Below are 17,109 nucleotides of genomic sequence, written 5' to 3' on the forward strand. Positions count from 1 at the left end.
TCCGTGGTCGGGGGCTACGGCGGTGGGCTGTCGTCGACCTTGACGCCGTGCTCCTCCAAGATTCGCTGTACGGCAGCAGGATCCTTCGGCGTGATCGCCGGCCGGAGCCGGTTCCCCTCGACGTCGAGCACGAGAGCGGTCGACTTGCGGGGCCGGCCGGTGTCGAGGTTGTACCAGTGGGTGAGGTCGCCGGAGCCCCACAGCCGCCACTTGCCCCGCACCACGCCGAGCGGCCACTCACGGACCCACTTGATCGACGAGTACCGCACCCGCTTGGGACCCCAGAGGTAGTACCAGCGGATCAACACGCCGTCGTCGTCACACGCGATGTTGCCGTCGTCGTAAAGCATCGCATCGCCCATTGGCCGCGAGGCTACCGGCCCCGAACCCGCCACGTCTGTCGACGACGCCCAGCTCGACGCCGTCGATCTCGCGCCTATAATTCTAACGATCGTTCGGATATTGGGGGCGACCGATGCGGATCATCTACTTCGACATCGACACGCTGCGGCCGGACCACCTCGGCTGCTACGGCTATCACCGCGACACCAGCCCCAACATCGACGCGCTCGCCGCCGCGGGGACTCGCTTCGACAACGTCTACGCCTCCGACGTGCCGTGCCTGCCGAGTCGCACGGCCTTGATCACCGGCCGGTTCGGCATCCAGACCGGTGTGGTCAACCACGGTGGTCGGGGCGCCAACCTCGACCTCGCTCCTGAAGGCGCGCAGCGCAGCTTCCTGTCCGAGCTGTCCGTGCAGTCGTGGGCCGCACGGTTCTTCTGGAAGGGCTACCGGACCGCGTCGTTCTCGAGCTTCCCGATCCGGCACGCGGCCACGTGGTGGACCGTCGGGTTCCAGGAGATGATCGACGCGTCGCGGGGCATGGGCGGCGAGACGGCAGACCGAGTCGTGCCCGACGTGCTCGGCTGGATCGACCGCCACGGCCGCGAAGACCACTGGTTCTGCCACGTGCACCTGTGGGACCCGCACACGCCGTACAACACGCCCCCGGCGTTCGGAAACCCCTTCGAGGGCGACCCGATCCCTGCCTGGTACACGGAGGACGTGCGCGCGCGGCATTGGGGTCTGCCGGGGCCGCACTCGGCGCAAGAGCCGTTCGGCTTCCGTCCCGATGAGTTCGGTGACGCCGGCGCGCGCCAGCCGATCGACCTTGCCGACCTCCCGGCCGTGAAGGTGATGTTCGACGGTTACGACGTCGGCATCCGCTACGCGGACGACCACGTCGGGCGCGTGCTGTCGAAGCTCGACGAGGTCTCTGCCCTCGACGACACGCTCGTGATGGTCGCGTCAGATCATGGCGAGGGGTTCGGCGAGCTCGGTGTGTACGCCGACCACCAAGCGGCCGACGAGGCCACCGCGCACATCCCGATGATCCTGCGCGGGCCAGGCGTGCCGGTGGGCGTCGACCGCTCGCTCCACTACCACCTCGACGTGGGCGCCACCGTGACCGAGCTCGCCGGTGCGACCCCGCCGGCGGTGTGGGACGGCACGTCGTTCGCGGCGGCCCTGCGCGACGGGCGCGAGGAGGGCCGCGAGTTCCTGGTGACCTCGCAAGGGGCGTGGTCGTGCCAGCGGGGATTGCGCACCGGCGACCACCTGTACCTCCGCACGATGCACAGCGGCTACCACGACTGGGCCGACGAGATGCTGTTCGACCTCTCGACCGACCCCCACGAACAGCACGACTTGGCGGGGGAGCGCCCCGAGCTCGTGATGGCGGCGTCGCAGCAGCTCGACCGATGGATCACCGAGCAGCTCGCAGCAAGCGTCGACCACGTCGACCCGCTCGTGATCGTGATGGCCGAGGGCGGTCCCTTTCACACCCGGGGGAGGCTGCGTGCCTACCTCGAACGGCTGCGCACCACCGGCCGCGGCCAATGGGCTGACCTGTTGGCCGAGCGTTACGCCGCCGATCTCGACGTGCGGCCCGCGATCTCCGACGCGCTCATCGAAGCGTTCGCCAGCCTCAACCCGAAGCTCGCCGGCAAGCTGAAGCCCGCATGAGCCGTGCTCGGCGCGCTCCGGCAGTGCGCGCGGCTGCCTCGCCGAAGCAAGCGATCCTGGGTTGCGGGGCCACGACGGCCTGCGAAGGTCAGTCGCGCTCCAACTCGCGGCTGAGGCGATCGATGTAGGCGTCGACGGTCGCGACCAGGTCGACGTTGGCGGGGTCGACGAGCCACTGGATCTCCAGCCCCATGAGCACCGCGAGGATCTCCGCGGCCAGCAGGTCGACGTCGATCGTGGCATCGATGACGCCGCGGCGTTGCTCGGCGAGCAAGGTCTCGCGCGCCACGGCACGACCCGCCGCATAGCGCTCGGTGAAGAAGTCGTGGAGCGGGTCGTCGCGATCGAGGTTCTCCGCGCCGAGCACCACGTACAGCCGCGTGAACACGGCCGTCTCCACGTTGTGGCGCGCGATCTCCCTGATCGTGTCGAGCGTGAACTCCTCGATCGACGGCAGGTCCTGCCCTTCGGCACGCTGGCGTTCCTCCATGACTTCCTGGAGCAGCCGTTCCTTGGTGCCGAAGTAGTAGAGGAGCCCGGGCGCGGTCATGCCCACCTTGTCGGCCAAGGCTGCGATCCCCGTGCCCCGGTAGCCGTTGGCGGCGAACAGCTCCACCGCGCTGTCGAGGATCTGCTGGCGGCGGGCATCGCCGCGCGGTTGGCGGCTGCGGTCGTCGGCTCCGGCCGTCGCCCGGCGCCGCGTCTTGCGTGGGCGGTTCGTGGTCATGAGCTCGCCGCTGCGGTGAGGCGGCGAGCTCGGGCCACCTGGCCGAGCCACCGGGCCGACGGCTTCGCGGTGCGGTCGAACGTGTTCGGATCCCAGCTGACCAGCCCGAACGTGGGTCGGTACGAGCCCCACTCGTAGTTGTCGAGCAAGCTCCAGTGCAGGTAGCCGCGCACGTCGGCACCGTCGGCCATGGCGGCGAGCAGGCTGTCGAGCGCGCCTTGGGTGTAGGCGATGCGACGGTCATCGTCGTCGGTGGCGATGCCGTTCTCGGTGATCAGGATCGGCACGTCGCCGACCACGTCGCGGGCTTGGCGCACCGCGTCGCCGGCTGCGGGCGGGTAGTACTCCCAGCCGGTGAGCGTCCGCTCGTCCTCAGGGTCGTCGCGAATCTCGCCGTCTGGCCCGAACACCGTGCGGGTGTACGACTGCACGCCCACGAAGTCGTCGTCGCGGCTCACCTCGAGGAAGGGGTCGTTCACCGTTGCGGAGTACCTGGCCGCGAGCTGCTCGCCGCCCGGCCGCGCGTGCACCACCTGGTTGGCGATCGACCAACCGACTTTCATGTCGGGGTGATCGCGGTGGAGCACGTCGCGTGCCGCGCGATGCGCCGCGATGGTGGCGTCGCGCATGGCGGGGTCCGGTGGCGGGAGGGGTCCGACGAACCCTTCGAGGTCGTCGGAAGAGCCGCCGGTGATGAAGCGGCCCATGATCGCCACCATGTTCGGTTCGTTGATGGTGACCACCCAGCGCACGCCGTCGAGGATCGGTCGCAGGGCGTGCACGTAGGCAGCGAAGCGGTCGGCCACGGTGTCGGCGCCCCAACCCCCCTCACCCGTCAGCCAATGCGGGCTCGTGAAGTGGTGCAACGTGATCACGGGTTCGATGCCGCGCGCGCGGCACCCGTCGACGATGCGGCCGTAGTGCAGGAGCTCGGCTCTGGAGAACACGCCTGGCTCCGGCTCGATCCGCGCCCACTCGATGCTGAAGCGGTACGCGTTGAAGCCCAGGTCCGCGACCAGATCGAGGTCGTCGCGCCAGCGGTGGTAGCTGTCGGCGGCGTCACCGCTGGGCTCCTTCATCGGGCTGTTCGGCTGGTGCTCGATGCGCCAGAAGTCGCTGTTGACGTTGCCGCCTTCGATCTGGTGCGCGGCGGTCGACGCGCCGAACAGGAACCCTGCTGGGAACTGGTCGCTCGTCATGAGGCATCCCCCGGTGTCGACGTGTGCGCCTTGCTCGGGACAACGAATTCTTACGAGTGTAAGAATATAGCGCAGACCGTGCCAGCCCACGATGTTTTCAGGCTGGCACGAGGCCACCGGCCCGCGATCCGTGATCGCCGCACCCGCGGAGACGCTTGCCAAACGAATTCTTATAGATGTAAGAATATCGGCGGACCAGGTTGGACGCGGGACTCACCTCGTGGGGGGACACATGCACGGTTCACGATCCAGGATCGGGGGCGTGGTCGCCGTCGCCCTGGCGGTCACGCTGATGGCTGGCTGCTCGGTGTCGAGCGACAAGAACGCCACGAGCAGCGACAGCGGGTCCGCTACCGCCGTCGCCGCGCGGCACTTCGCCACGACGCCCAAGCAGGGTGTCACCAAGGACACCGTCACGCTCGGCGTGGCGATGATCGACTTCGAGAAGGTGAAGGAGCAGTACGGCGTCGATCTCGAAGGCGCGCTGCCAGACGGGATCTTCGACGCACTGGCCGCTTCGGTGAACAACAAGGGCGGCATCCACGGTCGCAAAGTCGTGCTGAAGAAGCGCCTCTTCATGCCGATCGGCACCGAAGACAGCGAGAAGAGCTGCCGCGAGCTCACCGAGGACGACAAGGTCTTCGCCGTGATGGGCGCGTACCTGGGCGACAACGCGCTGTGCGTCACCGAAACCCACGCCATCCCGTACTTCAGCGCGTGGGGCCTGAACCCCGAGCGTCAGCAGCGCTCGAAGGCCCCGTACCTCACGACCGGCAATGGCGACGCCAACAACGCGTCGGTCGCGATGAAGAAGCTGATCGACAACGGCACGCTCGAGCACAAGAAGGTCGCGGTGTTCTGGGACTCGGACACCCCCGACTCGGTGATCAACACGAACCTGTTGCCCACGCTGGAAGGGGGCGGTGTCAAGGTGGTCTCGAAGGCCAAGCTGCCCCAGACCACCGATGCCGTACAGGCCGGTAGCGACTTCGACCGCATCATGCAGCGCTTCCAAGCCGACGGTGCCGACACGGTGGTGTTCTGGTCGGGCATGGGTGTGGTGGTTCCCGGGTTGCAGCGGCTCACCAGCTACCACCCCAAGATCATCTTCACCAACGGTCAGGCGATCGGCGCCGACGCGCTCACGAACTTCGGTCTCACCAAGGCCTCCTCGCTCGACGGGGCGATCCTCGTGGTGTCGTCGGGCGACTCGGCAACGCTCGAGCGTGACCCCGGCTACCTGGTCTGCATCAAGGCGATCAACGACAACTCCAACTTGAACGTGAAGCCCAGCGACACGGAATCGAAGAAGGAGAACCCGAGCTCCAAGGGCTACGGGCAGCTCAGCAACGTGTGCCAGATCTGGCAGCTGACGGTCAAAGTGCTCACCGCGGCGGGGCCCAACCTCTCATCGCAGTCGATCGTCGACGGGCTCGCCAAGCTCAAGTCGTTCTCGGTCACTGCCATCCCGCACGCCTCGCTCAGCCCAACCAAGTGGACGACCGGGGCGCCGATGCGGACGTGGCACTACGACCACGCGAGCACCTCGTTCGTGCTCGACAAGTGATCGGCTGAGATGGACGACGCGAGCGGGCTCTCGACCCTGACCCACGGCCTGCTCGACGCCGAGGACGAGCGTCTCGGGTCAGCAGGTGAGGTCGACAGGGACATCGACGAGTCCGTCCTGCCGGGAGTCGGGGAGCAGGAGCGCTCGCTGTGGGCCGGGCTCGCCGCCGGTGGCGGGGCGTTCACGTTCGTCGTCTTGGTGCTGATGAACAGCCTCGACCAGCTCGAGGCCGCGGGCATGGCCGTGCTCGGCCCCGACATCGGCAAGTCGCTGGGCGTCAGCGAGGGCGTGATCGTGTTCGTCACGTCGGCGTCGGCCGCGTTCGTGGTACTCGGCGTGGTGCCGATGGCCTGGCTCGCCGACCGGGTCCGTCGGTCCCCGCTGGTGGGCATCTGCGGATTGGTCTTCAGTGCCATGGCCGCGCTGTCCGGCGCGGCGGTCAACGCGTTCATGCTGTTCTGGACGCGCTTCGGTGTGGGCGTGTCGCAAGCGCACACGATCCCGGTGCACTCGGCGATCCTCGCCGACGCCTACCCGATCGGCATCCGCGGCCGCATGGCGTCGTTCAACGGCACGGTCGGTCGTATCGCCGGCGCCGCCAGCCCGGTGCTGGTCGGCGGCATCGCGGCCCTGTTCGGCGGCGCGGCCGAAGGCGGATGGCGATGGTCGTTCATCTTGCTGGCGATCCCCGTGGCCGCCGTGTCGTTGCTGGCGTTCAAGATGAAAGAACCGGTGCGGGGCCGGTGGGAACGCGAATCGGTGATCGGGGGCGCGCCCGCCGCCGACGTCGAGGTGCCGATCTCGATCGAGATGGCGTTCGCCCGCCTCAACCAGATCAAGACGCTGCGCACCTTGGCGTTGGCGTTCGCCGCCATCGGGTTCCAGCTGTTCCCGATGGTCTCGCTCACCAACTTCTTCTTGCGCGACAACTACGGGCTCGACGCGTTCCATCGCGGCTTGGTCGCGTCGTGCGGCGGTGCGCTGGTGATCTTCGTGCTGCCGTTCACCGGCAAGCGGTTCGACGCGCTGTACCGCGTGAGCCCGCCGCGGGCGATGCGGATCCTGGCCCTGTTGATCTTGCCGGCCGCCTTGCTCACGCCGCTGCAGTTCAACATGCCCAATGCCGTGGCCTTCACGGTCGTGATGGCACCCGGCACGGTGCTCACGGCAACCGCGTTCGCCATGGTGGCCCCGATCGTGCAAGGCGTGATCCCGTACCGGTTGCGCTCACTCGGCATCGCGTACGCGGCCATCTACATCTTCTTGTTCGGCGCGGTCGGGGGCTCGCTGATCGGCTCGGCACTGGCCTCGTCACTCGGCGACGGTCCCGCGATCATGATCTGCGCCATCCCGTCGGCCGTCGTGGCCACGTTGCTGTTGCTCCGCGGTTCGTGGTCGATCGACGCCGACTTGCAGATGATCGTGGCCGACATCCGCGACGAGCAGGCGGAGCGCGAGCGTCAGCTCGCCGACCCGGAGACGATCCCGGCCCTGGCGCTGTCGGACATCGATTTCAGCTACGGCAACGTGCAAGTGCTGTTCGGCGTCGACTTGCAGGTCGCGAGAGGCGAGACGCTCGCCCTGCTCGGCACCAACGGCGCCGGCAAGTCGACCATCTTGCGCGTGGTGGCGGGCCTGGGCACGCCGTCGGCCGGCGCGGTGCGCCTCAACGGCCGCACGATCACGTTCACGTCGCCCGAGCAACGCATCGCGATGGGCATCCAACTGCTCCCGGGTGGCAAGGGCGTGTTCCCGTCGCTGAGCGTGGCCGAGAACCTCGAAGTGGCGTCCTACGTGCTCGACCGGCCGGTGCGTGCGGCGCGCGTCGAGCGCGTGTGGGAGCTGTTCCCCGACTTGCGCGCGCACGCCAAGCAGGGCGCCGGCACCCTGTCGGGTGGCCAGCAGCAGCAGCTGGCCCTCGCCCGGGTGCTGCTCCACGACCCCGAACTGCTGCTCATCGACGAGCTGTCGCTCGGCCTCGCTCCTGCGGTGGTCGAGGACCTGCTCGGCGTCATCGAGCGTCTCAAGGGGTCGGGCCAGACGATGGTGATCGTGGAGCAGTCGCTGAACATCGCGTTGCAAGTAGCGGACCGCGCCGTGTTCCTCGAGAAGGGCGCGGTGCGTTTCGACGGCGACGCGCGCGAGCTGGCCGCGCGCGACGACCTGGCCCGCGCGGTGTTCCTCGGAGGCCGGTGAACCCGTGCTGGCGGCGATCGCCCCGACGCAGGTGCTGGCCGACGGCCTGATCAACGGCCTCGTGTACGGCCTGGTGGGTATGGGCGTGGTGCTCGTGTACCGCTCGACGAGAGTCATCAACTTCGCGGTGGGCGCGATGGGCCTGCCCGGCGCCGCGCTGGTGATGCTGCTCGGCGTCCAGTACCACTTCCCGTACTGGTTGTCGGTGGTGGTCGCGCTGCTCGCCGGCACGGCGTTCGCACTCGCGGCGGAGCTGATCGTGATACGGCGGTTGTTCCACGCGCCGCGCGTCATCTTGTTGGTGGCCACCATCGGGCTGGCCCAGCTCGCCCTGGCGCTCACGATGGCGCTCCCCGACATCACCGAGCTGCACGCGGCATACCCCACCGCGTGGGGTCGGTCGCTCCACCTCGGCAGCGTCGAGCTGTCGGGCCCCGACCTCATGACGCTGGTCACCGTGCCGTTGGTGGCCGGCGCCCTCAGCTGGCTCATGGCGCGCACCCGGTTCGGCCGCTCGGTGGCCGCGTCGGCCGACAACCCCGACCTGTCGCGCATGTCGGGCATCAACCCCAAACTCGTGTCGAGCGCCGTGTGGGCGATCGCGGGCCTGATCTCGACCGTGTCGCTGATCTTGATCGCCGGGCGAACCGGCCAAGTCACCCAAGTCGCGACGCTCGGGCCGGCCACTCTGACGCGGGGTCTGATCGTGGCGGTCTTGGCGGGCATGGCGTCGTTCTCGCGCTCGCTGCTCGCCGGGATCGCGGTCGGCCTGGTGGAAGCGGTCGTGCAGTTCCACGCAGTGACCGACCCCGGGCGCTTCGAGTCGTGGCTGCTGCTGGCCGTGCTCGTCGCGGTGTTCTGGCAGGCGCGCCGCCAGGCAGCCGACACGGGCGCCGTGTTCTCGTTCGCGCCTCGCTCCAAACCGATCCCGATGGCGATCCGCGACCGCTGGTGGGTGCGGTACCACGGCCGCATCTTGTTCATGGTGGCCTTGGCGATCGGTGTCGCCGCGCCCCTGATCGCGACGGCGCCCACGCGTTCGTACCTGTACGCGTCGATCCTGTGCTTCGCGCTGGTGGCGTTGTCGGTCTCGGTCATCACCGGCTGGTCGGGCCAGCTGTCGCTGGGGCAGATGGCGTTCGCCGGCGTGGCGGCGCTCGGCACGGCCACGCTCGTGCGCGGCGCGACGTACCACATCGGTCTGCCCGGCGGGCAGGTGCTGAAGATCCAAGTACCGCACTTGTCGATGCCGGTCGCGGTGTTGATCATGACCCTGGTCACTGCCGCGGTGGCCACCCTCATCGGCGTCGGCGCCTTGCGCATCCGCGGCTTGCTGCTCGGCGTCTCGACGTTCGTGTTCGCGTATGCCGCGCAGCAGGACCTGTTCCACTTCGCCGTGTTCACTGGCGGGTTGCAGCCTCCGATCCGCGCGCCGCGCGGGACGTTGTTCAGCCTCGACCTCACCGAGCAGCGCACCTTCTACTGGGTCGTGCTGGGCGTCTTCGCGGTGGTGATGTCGGTGGTGGCGCGGCTGCGTCGCCGCGGACCTGGTCGCGCCTTGGTGGCGGTGCGCGACAACCAGGCCACGGCCTCGGGGTACACCGTCAACCCCACCCGCACGAAGCTCGCCGGCTTCGCGGTGTCGGGGGCGATCGCTGCGCTCGGCGGCGCGTTGCTCGGCCTGCTCAGCCAGAACATCAACACCAACCAGCTCTTCGTGGTCGGCGACTCGCTCGACGTGGTGGCGATCGCGGTGATCGGCGGGCTCGGGTCGGTGGCGGGGCCGCTCCTCGGGGCGCTGTGGGTCAAGGGTCTTCCCGCGTTCTTCCCCGACAACGACCTGGTGCCCCTGTTCAGCTCGAGCATCGGCCTGCTGTTGCTGTTGCTGTACTTCCCCGGCGGCCTGGTGCAGATCGGCTACTGGGCCCGCGACGCCGTGTTCGCGTGGGCGGCCAAGCGTGCTCCCGAAGTCGAGCGCGTTCGCGCACCCGCGGTGCCGACGCGCCGATCGCCCCGGCTGGCGGCCGGTGACGCAAGTGACGCGGCTGGCGCACCTGGTGCACCGGGCGAGCGCGGGGAAGGGGAAGCGGCCGAGGCGACCGCCGCCCTGGCGGCGAACGAGATCAAGGTGCACTTCGGCGGGGTGCGGGCAGTCGACGGCGCGTCGATCACGGTGCGACGCGGAGAAGTGGTCGGGCTGATCGGCACCAACGGCGCGGGGAAGTCGACGCTGCTCAACGCGGTCGGCGGCTACGTGCGCGCCGAGGGCGAGGTGTGGGTGCACGGCACCCGCGTGGACGGCATGGCACCGCACCGCCGGGCTCGTCTTGGTTTGGGGCGCACCTTCCAAGCCGCCAACCTGTTCCCCGAGCTCACCGTGCGCGACACCGTGATGGTCGCCCTGGAAGCCCGCAGCCGCACGAGCATGTTGGCCACCGCGTTCGCGTACCCGCCGGCCGGTGCCGCGGAGCGCCGCAAGGCCGCCGAAGCCGCCGAGCTGATCGACTTCCTCGGGCTCGGTCGCTACGCGGACTCATTCGTCTCGGACCTGTCGACCGGTACGCGCCGGATCGTCGAGCTGGCCGGCGTGCTCGCCCTCGATCCCGATGTGCTGTGCCTCGACGAGCCGACTGCGGGCGTGGCGCAGCGCGAGACGGAGGCCTTCGGGCCATTGCTGTTGGCCATCCGGCGCGAGCTCGGGGCGTCGCTGCTGATCGTCGAGCACGACATGCCGCTGATCATGTCGATGTCGGACCGGGTGTACTGCCTCGAAGCCGGCCGTGTCATCGCCGAAGGTCCACCGGCGCGCGTGCGCGAGGATCCGCGGGTGATCGCCAGCTACCTCGGCACCGACGCGCGTGCGATCGACCGCAGCGATGCCGCTCGACCGCAGACCGCAGGCACCCGATGAGGTACCCGGCGGTGACCCGGAGGTCGGCCGCTCGGCCGGCACCTGAGCGGGGGGACCGCTGATGCACGCCGACGACTTGTTGCTCGTTCCCCGCCCGCGCTCGATCGAGTTGCTCGACGGCGGCGCACCGGCGGGCGGCACGAGCTCGTTCCAACAGGACCGCGATCTCGAAGCCGAGGGCTACACCATCGACGCCGGGCCGGGCGGGGTGGCGGTGCGCCACGGCTCCCGTGCCCGGCGCCACGCGGTGGCACTGCTCGAGCAGTTGCGTGCCCAGTGCGACGGCGCCGTGCCGTGCTGTCATGTGGTCGACGGTCCTGCCATCGCGGTGCGCGGCTACATGCTCGACGTGAGCCGCGACCGAGTGCCCACCCGCGACACGCTCAGCCGGCTGGTCGAGTTGTTGGCGTTGGCCCGCTACAACCACTTCGAGCTGTACGTGGAGCACCCGTTCGAGTTCGCGGGGCACGAGGTGGTGTGGAAGGACGCTTCGCCGCTGACCGGCGACGACCTCGAGTGGCTCGACCACCTCTGCGCCGAGCACGGCATCGACCTGGTGGTCAACCAGAACACGTTCGGTCACATGGGCCGATGGCTGGCACACGACGAGTACCGCTGGCGCGCGGAGTGCCCCGACGGGTTCGAGATCGTCGACGGGGTGGCGATGCCGCCGTCGCTGCTCGCGCCGACACCCGACAACGCCGAGTTCGCCCTGGGCCTGGTCCGCCAGCAGCTCGCGCACGTGCGCAGCCGCCAGGTCAACATCGGCTGCGACGAGACGTTCGAGCTCGGGCAGGGGTACAGCGCGCAGGCCGTGGCCGAACGTGGCAAAGGTGCGGTGTACGGCGAGCACCTCATGCGCCTCGCCGAGCCGCTGATCGCCGACGGCCTCCACGTGTTGTTCTGGGGCGACATCGCCGGCCGCCACCCCGAGGTCCTCGCCGCCTTGCCGGCCGACTCGATGACCGCGCTGGTGTGGCAGTACGAGGCGCCATCTGACCGCGACCACGCCGGGCCCCCGGCATCGCTCGCCGAGATCTTCGACCGCCTCGACATGCATCTCCCGAGCCCTGCGGGTTTCGTGGAAGGGGTGCGACCGTTCGCCGACGCGGGCTTCCCGTTCTGGGTGTGCCCGGGCACCTCGTCGTGGAACTCGATCGTGGGGCGCATCGACAACGCCAAGGCCAACCTGGTCGACGCAGCGACGATCGGCGTTGCCCGCGGCGCGGGCGGGCTGCTCGTCACCGACTGGGGCGACAACGGGCACTTCCAACCACCGTCGGTCAGCTTCGGGCCGTTGGTGTACGGCGGCGCGCTCGCTTGGGATCCCCGGGCCAACGTCGACCTCGACCTGGCAACGGTGCTCGATCGGTACGTGTTCGCCGACGAAGCGGGCGTGCTCGGCGCCGCGCTCGACCGGCTCGGCCGCATGTGGGCCCAGACCGGTCAGAAGGGGTCGAACGGGAGCCCGCTGCTCGCGGCGCTCTGCCCGTCGCAGGTCCACTTCGTGTCCGGCGAGCCCGACGCCGCCAAAGTCGGCGCAGTGGCCGACGACATCGACGAGTTGCTCGCTCAGCTCGACCAGGCCGCGCCCGCATGCGCCGATGGCGAACTCGTCGTGCAGGAGCTCGCGGTGGCGGCCCGCATGGCACGCCACGGCGCCTGGCGCCTTCTCGCGAAAGCCGGAGGCCCGGCCCGCTCCAACGCGATGCTTGCGGCCGACCTCGACGACCTGATCGCCGACTACGAACAGGCGTGGCTCGCACGGAGCCGGCCCGGTGGGCTCGCCGACAGCCGTGCCCACCTCGAAGCCACCCGAGCGCAGTACGACCGCAGCGCCCCGCGCTGACGCAGCGAAAGGAGCTCTCATGTCCGAACCGGCCCAAGCCGCGCCAGCGATGCCGCGCAACGTGGTGGTGGTGCTGCTCGACAGCCTGAACCGCCATCTGGTTGGCCCGTACGGTGCCACCGAGTTCGACACGCCGAACCTCGACCGTCTCGCGGCACGGTCGCTGCGCTTCACCCGCCACTACACGGGGTCGTTGCCGTGCATGCCCGCTCGGCACGACCTGCTCGTGGGCGCGCTCGACTTCCTCTGGCGACCTTGGGGGTCGGTGGAGATCTGGGAGGACGCGATCACGTACGAGCTGCGCCGCAGCGGCGTCACGTCGATGCTGGTGTCGGACCACCCGCACCTGTTCGAGACGGGCGGCGAGAACTACCACACCGACTTCTCGGCGTGGGACTACGTGCGCGGCCACGAAGGCGACCCCTGGCGCACCTGTCCCGACCCGTCGTTCGTGGGTGCACCGGTGTCGCCGACCGGGTTCCGTCACCCTTACGACGACTCGCGGACGTGGTTCCGCAGCGAGGACGACTTCCCGGGCCCCCGCACCATGGCCACCGCAGCCGCCTGGCTCGAGACCGAGGCCCCGCACGCGGATCGCTACTTCCTGCTCATCGACGAGTTCGACCCCCACGAGCCGTTCGACACCCCGGAGCGGTGGGCGACCCGCTACGACGACAGCATCGAGCCGCGGATCATCTGGCCGCCGTACGTGACCGACGCCCTGGCCGAAGGTCGCGTCACACCCGAGGACGGCCGCCGCATCCGAGCCGCGTACGGCGCCAAGCTGTCGATGATCGACCACCATCTCGGCCGCATCCTCGACCAACTCGACCGTGACGGCGCGTGGGGCGACACGGCGGTGGTGCTGTGCACCGACCACGGCCACTACCTCGGCGAGCACGACGCGTTCGGTAAGCCGGGGCTTCCGCTGTACGAGACGATGAGCCACATCCCGCTGCTGGTGGCCTGGCCGGGCGCGGCACCCCGCGACGTCGACGCCCTCACCACGACCGTCGACATCTTCGCCACGTTGTGCGACGTGTTCGGCGTGGTACCCCAGCACCGGACCCACGGCCGCTCGCTCGTGCCGCTGCTCACCGGCGAGGCCACCGCCGTGCGCGACTGGGCGCTGATGGGCGTGTGGGGCCGGCAGGTGCACGTGACCGATGGACGTCGCAAGTACGCGCGGGCGGCGAACGAGGAGAACCGGCCCCTGTCGATGTGGTCGAACCGCTGGTCGACCATGCCCGTGCACGCCTTCCCCGAGTTCCGACTGCTGCCGCGTCCCGACCGGCGAGCGGTGCTCGACTTCATGCCCGGCTCCGACGTGCCGGTGATCCGTCAGCCGTACGCGCCCGGCGACCTGGTGCCCATGTGGGCGTCGGGCACTCCCGGCCACTCCCACGTGTGGAACGTCGACGACGACCCCGCCGAGGAGCACGATCTCGCTGGCACGTCGGTCGAGCGCGAGTTGGAGGAGCTGTTGCGCACCGCCCTCGACGACGTCGACGCGCCGCACGACCAGCTCGAGCGGTTGGGGCTGGCATGAGCGCGCGGCACGGTGCCGAGCGGAGCGTGACGCGACCAGAGGAGGACGACCGGTGAGCCGACCGAACATCGTGGTGTTCATCCCCGACCAGCTGCGCTACGACGCGCTCGGTTGCTCGGGCAATCCGGTGGCGAGCACGCCGAACATCGACGCGCTCGCGGCCCGGGGCACGCGCTTCGCCAACGCGTTCGGGCAGCACCCGTTCTGCTCGCAGAGCCGGGTGTCGTTCCTCACCGGTTGGTACCCGCATGTACACGGGCACCGCACCCTCACGCAGCTGATCAAGCCGTGGCACCCCGACTCGCTCGGGCTGCTGAAGGCGTCGGGCTACCACGTGGCCCACGCAGGGATCCGTGGCGACACGTACGCGCCGGGCGGCACCAAGGCGTCGACGTCGCGGTTCGGCTGGACCGAGATGCCCGAGGCCCTGTACTCACGGAGCCCGTACGGCCCAGATCACCGCTTCGGTCGGGCCTTCTACCACGGGCAGCGCCCCGAGCCGCTGGTCGACATGGACGAGGCCACGGTCCGCACCGCCCTGGCATGGCTGGCCGAGGGCCTGCCCGAGCCGTGGGTGCTGTACGTGCCGCTGGTCTTCCCGCACCCGCCGTTCGAGGTGGCCGACCCGTGGTACTCGTTGCACGACCGCGCGGATGTGCCGTTGCCGGTCGCGCCGCCCACGTCGACCGACGGCGAACCGGTGTTCAAGCGCGAGATCCGCGCCCGTTACGGCCTCGACCGGCTCGACGAAGCAGAGTGGCGGGAGCTGGTGGCCACGTACTACGGCATGGTCTCGCGCGTCGACGACATGTTGGGCCGCGTGCTGGGCGGGGTGGCGGCGGCGGGAGCAGAGGACCGTACCGCGGTGTTGTTCTTCCCCGACCACGGCGAGTACCTCGGCGATCACGGCCTGATCGAGAAGTGGGTCTCCGGTCAGGACGAGTGCTTGTTGCACAACCCGCTGATCGTGCACGTGCCTGGTGGGCGCGAGGGGCAGGTCGCCGAGGGCATGGCGGAGCTGATCGACGTGGCGCCGACCCTGCTCGAGCTCGGCGAAGTCGACGTGCCGCACCGCCAGTTCGGTCGCAGCCTCGTGCACCTCGCCCATGACGCCACGGCTGACCACCGCGACATCGCGTGCAGCGACGGGGGGCTCGCGCTCGAGGATGCGTCGAGCTCCGGGCCGCAGCCGTTCCCGTACGACCTCAAGCACGGGCTGGAGCGCGAGGTGCCGCTCACCGCAGGAAAGGTGTCCACGTTGCGGACCGACCGGTGGACGTACGTGCACCGCTCCCACGAAGGCCCCGAGCTGTACGACCGCATCGCCGACCCGCACGAGACGCGCAACCTCGCGGGCGACGACGCCCACGCCGCGGTCGCCGACGAGCTGCGCGGTCGGTTGCTGTCGTGGTTGGTCGAGACGGCCGACGTGATCGGGCCGACCGACCCCCGCAACGACCTCGACGGCGCGCAGCTCCCGGACGCGGCCTGGGAGTTGTTCGCCCGTCTGCTGCCCAAGGAGTACTTCTCGAAGGCCGACGACGACTGATGCCCTGACCACAAACGTTCGACGCGCTCAGGGCGGCCAGGCTTGCCGTTCACGGCGTTCCCCTCCTCACCGCAGCTACGGCCGCGGTGCTGCGCGGCGCGGTGGCCGAGTTCCGCCAGCGCGACGTGGTCGCCACCACTGCTCGCGTCGAGCGCTGAAGGGCGAGCCGGCCCCGCGTTCAGTCGTAGTACTCGGCGCCGAGGTGGGTGATCGGCTCGTCGCCCTTCAGGCGGCGCAGGGTGTTCTTCAGCTTCATGAGCTGGATGAACAAGTCGTGCTCGGGATACACGCCTGAGGCGACCGGCTGCGGGCTCTTCCAGTAGAAGCTGAGCCACTCCTGCACACCGCTCATGCCGGCGCGGCGGGCCAAGTCGAGGAACAGCGCGAGGTCGAGCACGATCGGCGCCGCGAGGATCGAGTCGCGGCACAAGAAGTCGACCTTGATCTGCATCTTGTACCCGAGCCACCCGAAGATGTCGATGTTGTCCCACCCCTCCTTGTTGTCGCCGCGGGGCGGGTAGTAGTTGATGCGCACGACGTGGGTCATGTCGCCGTACAGGTCGGGGTTGCGCTCGGGCTCGAAGATCGTGTCGAGCACACCCAGCTTCGACACTTCCTTGGTCTTGAACGACTCGGGGTCGTCGAGTACCTCGCCGTCGCGGTTGCCCAAGATGTTGGTGGAGTACCAGCCCTCGACGCCGAGCATCCGGGCCTTGAAGCCCGGCCCCAGGATGGTCTTCATCAGCGTCTGGCCGGTCTTGAAGTCCTTGCCGGTGATCGGCACGTTGTTCTGGCGGGCCAGCTCGAGCAACGCCGGCGTGTCCAGCGCCAGGTTCGGCGCGCCGTTGGCATACGGGATGCCGAGCTTGAGGCAGGCGTACGCGTAGATCTGGCTCGGCGCGATGTCGGGGCTCGACTCCTTCAGCCCCTGCTCGAACGCGGCGAGGTTCTCGTGGACCGCGGTGGGTTCGCGGTACACCTCGGTGGAGCCGCACCAGACCGCCACCAGCCGGTCGCACCGGTTGTCCTCGCTGAACTTCTGGATGTCGGCGACGAGCTGTTCCGCCAGCTCCCACTTCGATGCATCGGGCTTGATGTTGTCGCCGTGCAGGTTGCGGACGAACTCCTGCTCGAACACCGCCGGCATCGGTTGGATGGCCCGCAGCTCCTCGCCGAGGTCCTCGAGCAGGTGCTTTTCGAGCACGCCGGCGCGGCTGGCGGCCTGGTACGCGTCGTCGGAGAAGACGTCCCAACCGCCGAACGCGAGCTGGTCGAGGCCGGCCAGCGGCACGTAGTCCTTGATCATCGGGACGTTGTTGTCGTCGCGGCGCCCGAGGCGGATCGTGCCCATCTGCGTCAGCGAGCCGATCGGCTTGGCGAGGCCCTTGCGCGCGGCCAGCACCCCTGCGATGAACGTGGTGCCCACAGCTCCCATCCCCGGGAGGAGCACGCCGAGCTTCCCTTCGGCGGGTGCGATCTCGACGTTGTTCTCCAGGGGCACGGTGGTTCTCCTCGGGTCGGGGGGCGGTCTCGCAG

At 69.4% G+C, this 17,109-nt stretch carries 11 protein-coding genes; 7 read left to right on the top strand and 4 right to left on the bottom strand.

What is annotated here, in order from left to right; genetic code table 11:
• Positions 1 to 14 precede the first annotated feature (14 nt).
• Positions 15 to 362 carry a hypothetical protein gene (locus VHA73_10860; GenBank protein HVX18520.1) on the bottom strand — a complete coding sequence of 116 codons (348 nt, stop codon included), beginning with the start codon at positions 360 to 362 and terminating at the stop codon, positions 15 to 17.
• Between the two features lie 113 nt (positions 363 to 475).
• On the opposite strand from VHA73_10860, the gene VHA73_10865 reads away from it, so the two are divergent.
• The gene (locus tag VHA73_10865) at positions 476 to 2,026 is read left to right on the top strand and encodes a sulfatase (protein ID HVX18521.1); all 1,551 of its coding nucleotides are present in this window, start codon (positions 476 to 478) and stop codon (positions 2,024 to 2,026) included.
• Between the two features lie 88 nt (positions 2,027 to 2,114).
• On the opposite strand, the gene VHA73_10870 is transcribed toward VHA73_10865, so the two are convergent.
• Both VHA73_10870 and VHA73_10875 read right to left on the bottom strand, forming a co-directional pair.
• Positions 2,115 to 2,753 (bottom strand): TetR/AcrR family transcriptional regulator, encoded by a 639-nt coding sequence (locus tag VHA73_10870; GenBank protein ID HVX18522.1) that lies wholly within the window; start codon positions 2,751 to 2,753, stop codon positions 2,115 to 2,117.
• Positions 2,750 to 3,952, bottom strand: a complete 1,203-nt coding sequence (locus VHA73_10875) for a family 1 glycosylhydrolase (protein ID HVX18523.1) — start codon at positions 3,950 to 3,952, stop codon at positions 2,750 to 2,752. The genes VHA73_10870 and VHA73_10875 overlap by 4 nt, the downstream gene beginning before the upstream one ends.
• A gap of 262 nt (positions 3,953 to 4,214) precedes the next feature.
• Here VHA73_10875 and VHA73_10880 point away from each other — a divergent pair, with 262 nt between their 5' ends.
• The 6 genes from VHA73_10880 (at position 4,215) to VHA73_10905 (ending at position 15,573) form a co-directional block, all read left to right on the top strand.
• Entirely contained in the window at positions 4,215 to 5,519 is a 1,305-nt protein-coding gene (locus VHA73_10880; protein HVX18524.1) for an ABC transporter substrate-binding protein, read from the top strand.
• Positions 5,520 to 5,528: 9 nt separating this feature from the next.
• Entirely contained in the window at positions 5,529 to 7,715 is a 2,187-nt protein-coding gene (locus VHA73_10885; protein HVX18525.1) for an MFS transporter, read from the top strand.
• A gap of 4 nt (positions 7,716 to 7,719) precedes the next feature.
• Positions 7,720 to 10,626 (top strand): branched-chain amino acid ABC transporter permease/ATP-binding protein, encoded by a 2,907-nt coding sequence (locus VHA73_10890; GenBank protein HVX18526.1) that lies wholly within the window; start codon positions 7,720 to 7,722, stop codon positions 10,624 to 10,626.
• 61 nt (positions 10,627 to 10,687) lie between these two features.
• Positions 10,688 to 12,475 carry a hypothetical protein gene (locus VHA73_10895; protein HVX18527.1) on the top strand — a complete coding sequence of 596 codons (1,788 nt, stop codon included), beginning with the start codon at positions 10,688 to 10,690 and terminating at the stop codon, positions 12,473 to 12,475.
• 19 nt (positions 12,476 to 12,494) lie between these two features.
• Entirely contained in the window at positions 12,495 to 14,024 is a 1,530-nt protein-coding gene (locus VHA73_10900; GenBank protein ID HVX18528.1) for a sulfatase-like hydrolase/transferase, read from the top strand.
• 52 nt (positions 14,025 to 14,076) lie between these two features.
• Complete coding sequence (locus VHA73_10905; protein ID HVX18529.1) at positions 14,077 to 15,573, top strand: sulfatase-like hydrolase/transferase; 1,497 nt, start codon at positions 14,077 to 14,079, stop codon at positions 15,571 to 15,573.
• Between the two features lie 178 nt (positions 15,574 to 15,751).
• On the opposite strand, the gene VHA73_10910 is transcribed toward VHA73_10905, so the two are convergent.
• Entirely contained in the window at positions 15,752 to 17,074 is a 1,323-nt protein-coding gene (locus tag VHA73_10910; GenBank protein HVX18530.1) for an inositol-3-phosphate synthase, read from the bottom strand.
• Positions 17,075 to 17,109 lie beyond the last annotated feature (35 nt).

Source organism: Acidimicrobiales bacterium (assembly GCA_035547835.1).
In the GTDB taxonomy this organism is placed as follows: Bacteria; Actinomycetota; Acidimicrobiia; order Acidimicrobiales; family Iamiaceae; genus DASZTW01.

Bases quoted from the DNA above. Each gene is read 5' to 3' on its own strand.
- VHA73_10865 (HVX18521.1), top strand. From the start codon at position 476: ATGCGGATCATCTACTTCGACATCGACACGCTGCGGCCGGACCACCTC.
- VHA73_10860 (HVX18520.1), bottom strand. From the start codon at position 362: ATGGGCGATGCGATGCTTTACGACGACGGCAACATCGCGTGTGACGAC.
- VHA73_10875 (HVX18523.1), bottom strand. From the start codon at position 3,952: ATGACGAGCGACCAGTTCCCAGCAGGGTTCCTGTTCGGCGCGTCGACC.
- VHA73_10895 (HVX18527.1), top strand. From the start codon at position 10,688: ATGCACGCCGACGACTTGTTGCTCGTTCCCCGCCCGCGCTCGATCGAG.
- VHA73_10885 (HVX18525.1), top strand. From the start codon at position 5,529: ATGGACGACGCGAGCGGGCTCTCGACCCTGACCCACGGCCTGCTCGAC.
- VHA73_10870 (HVX18522.1), bottom strand. From the start codon at position 2,753: ATGACCACGAACCGCCCACGCAAGACGCGGCGCCGGGCGACGGCCGGA.
- VHA73_10900 (HVX18528.1), top strand. From the start codon at position 12,495: ATGTCCGAACCGGCCCAAGCCGCGCCAGCGATGCCGCGCAACGTGGTG.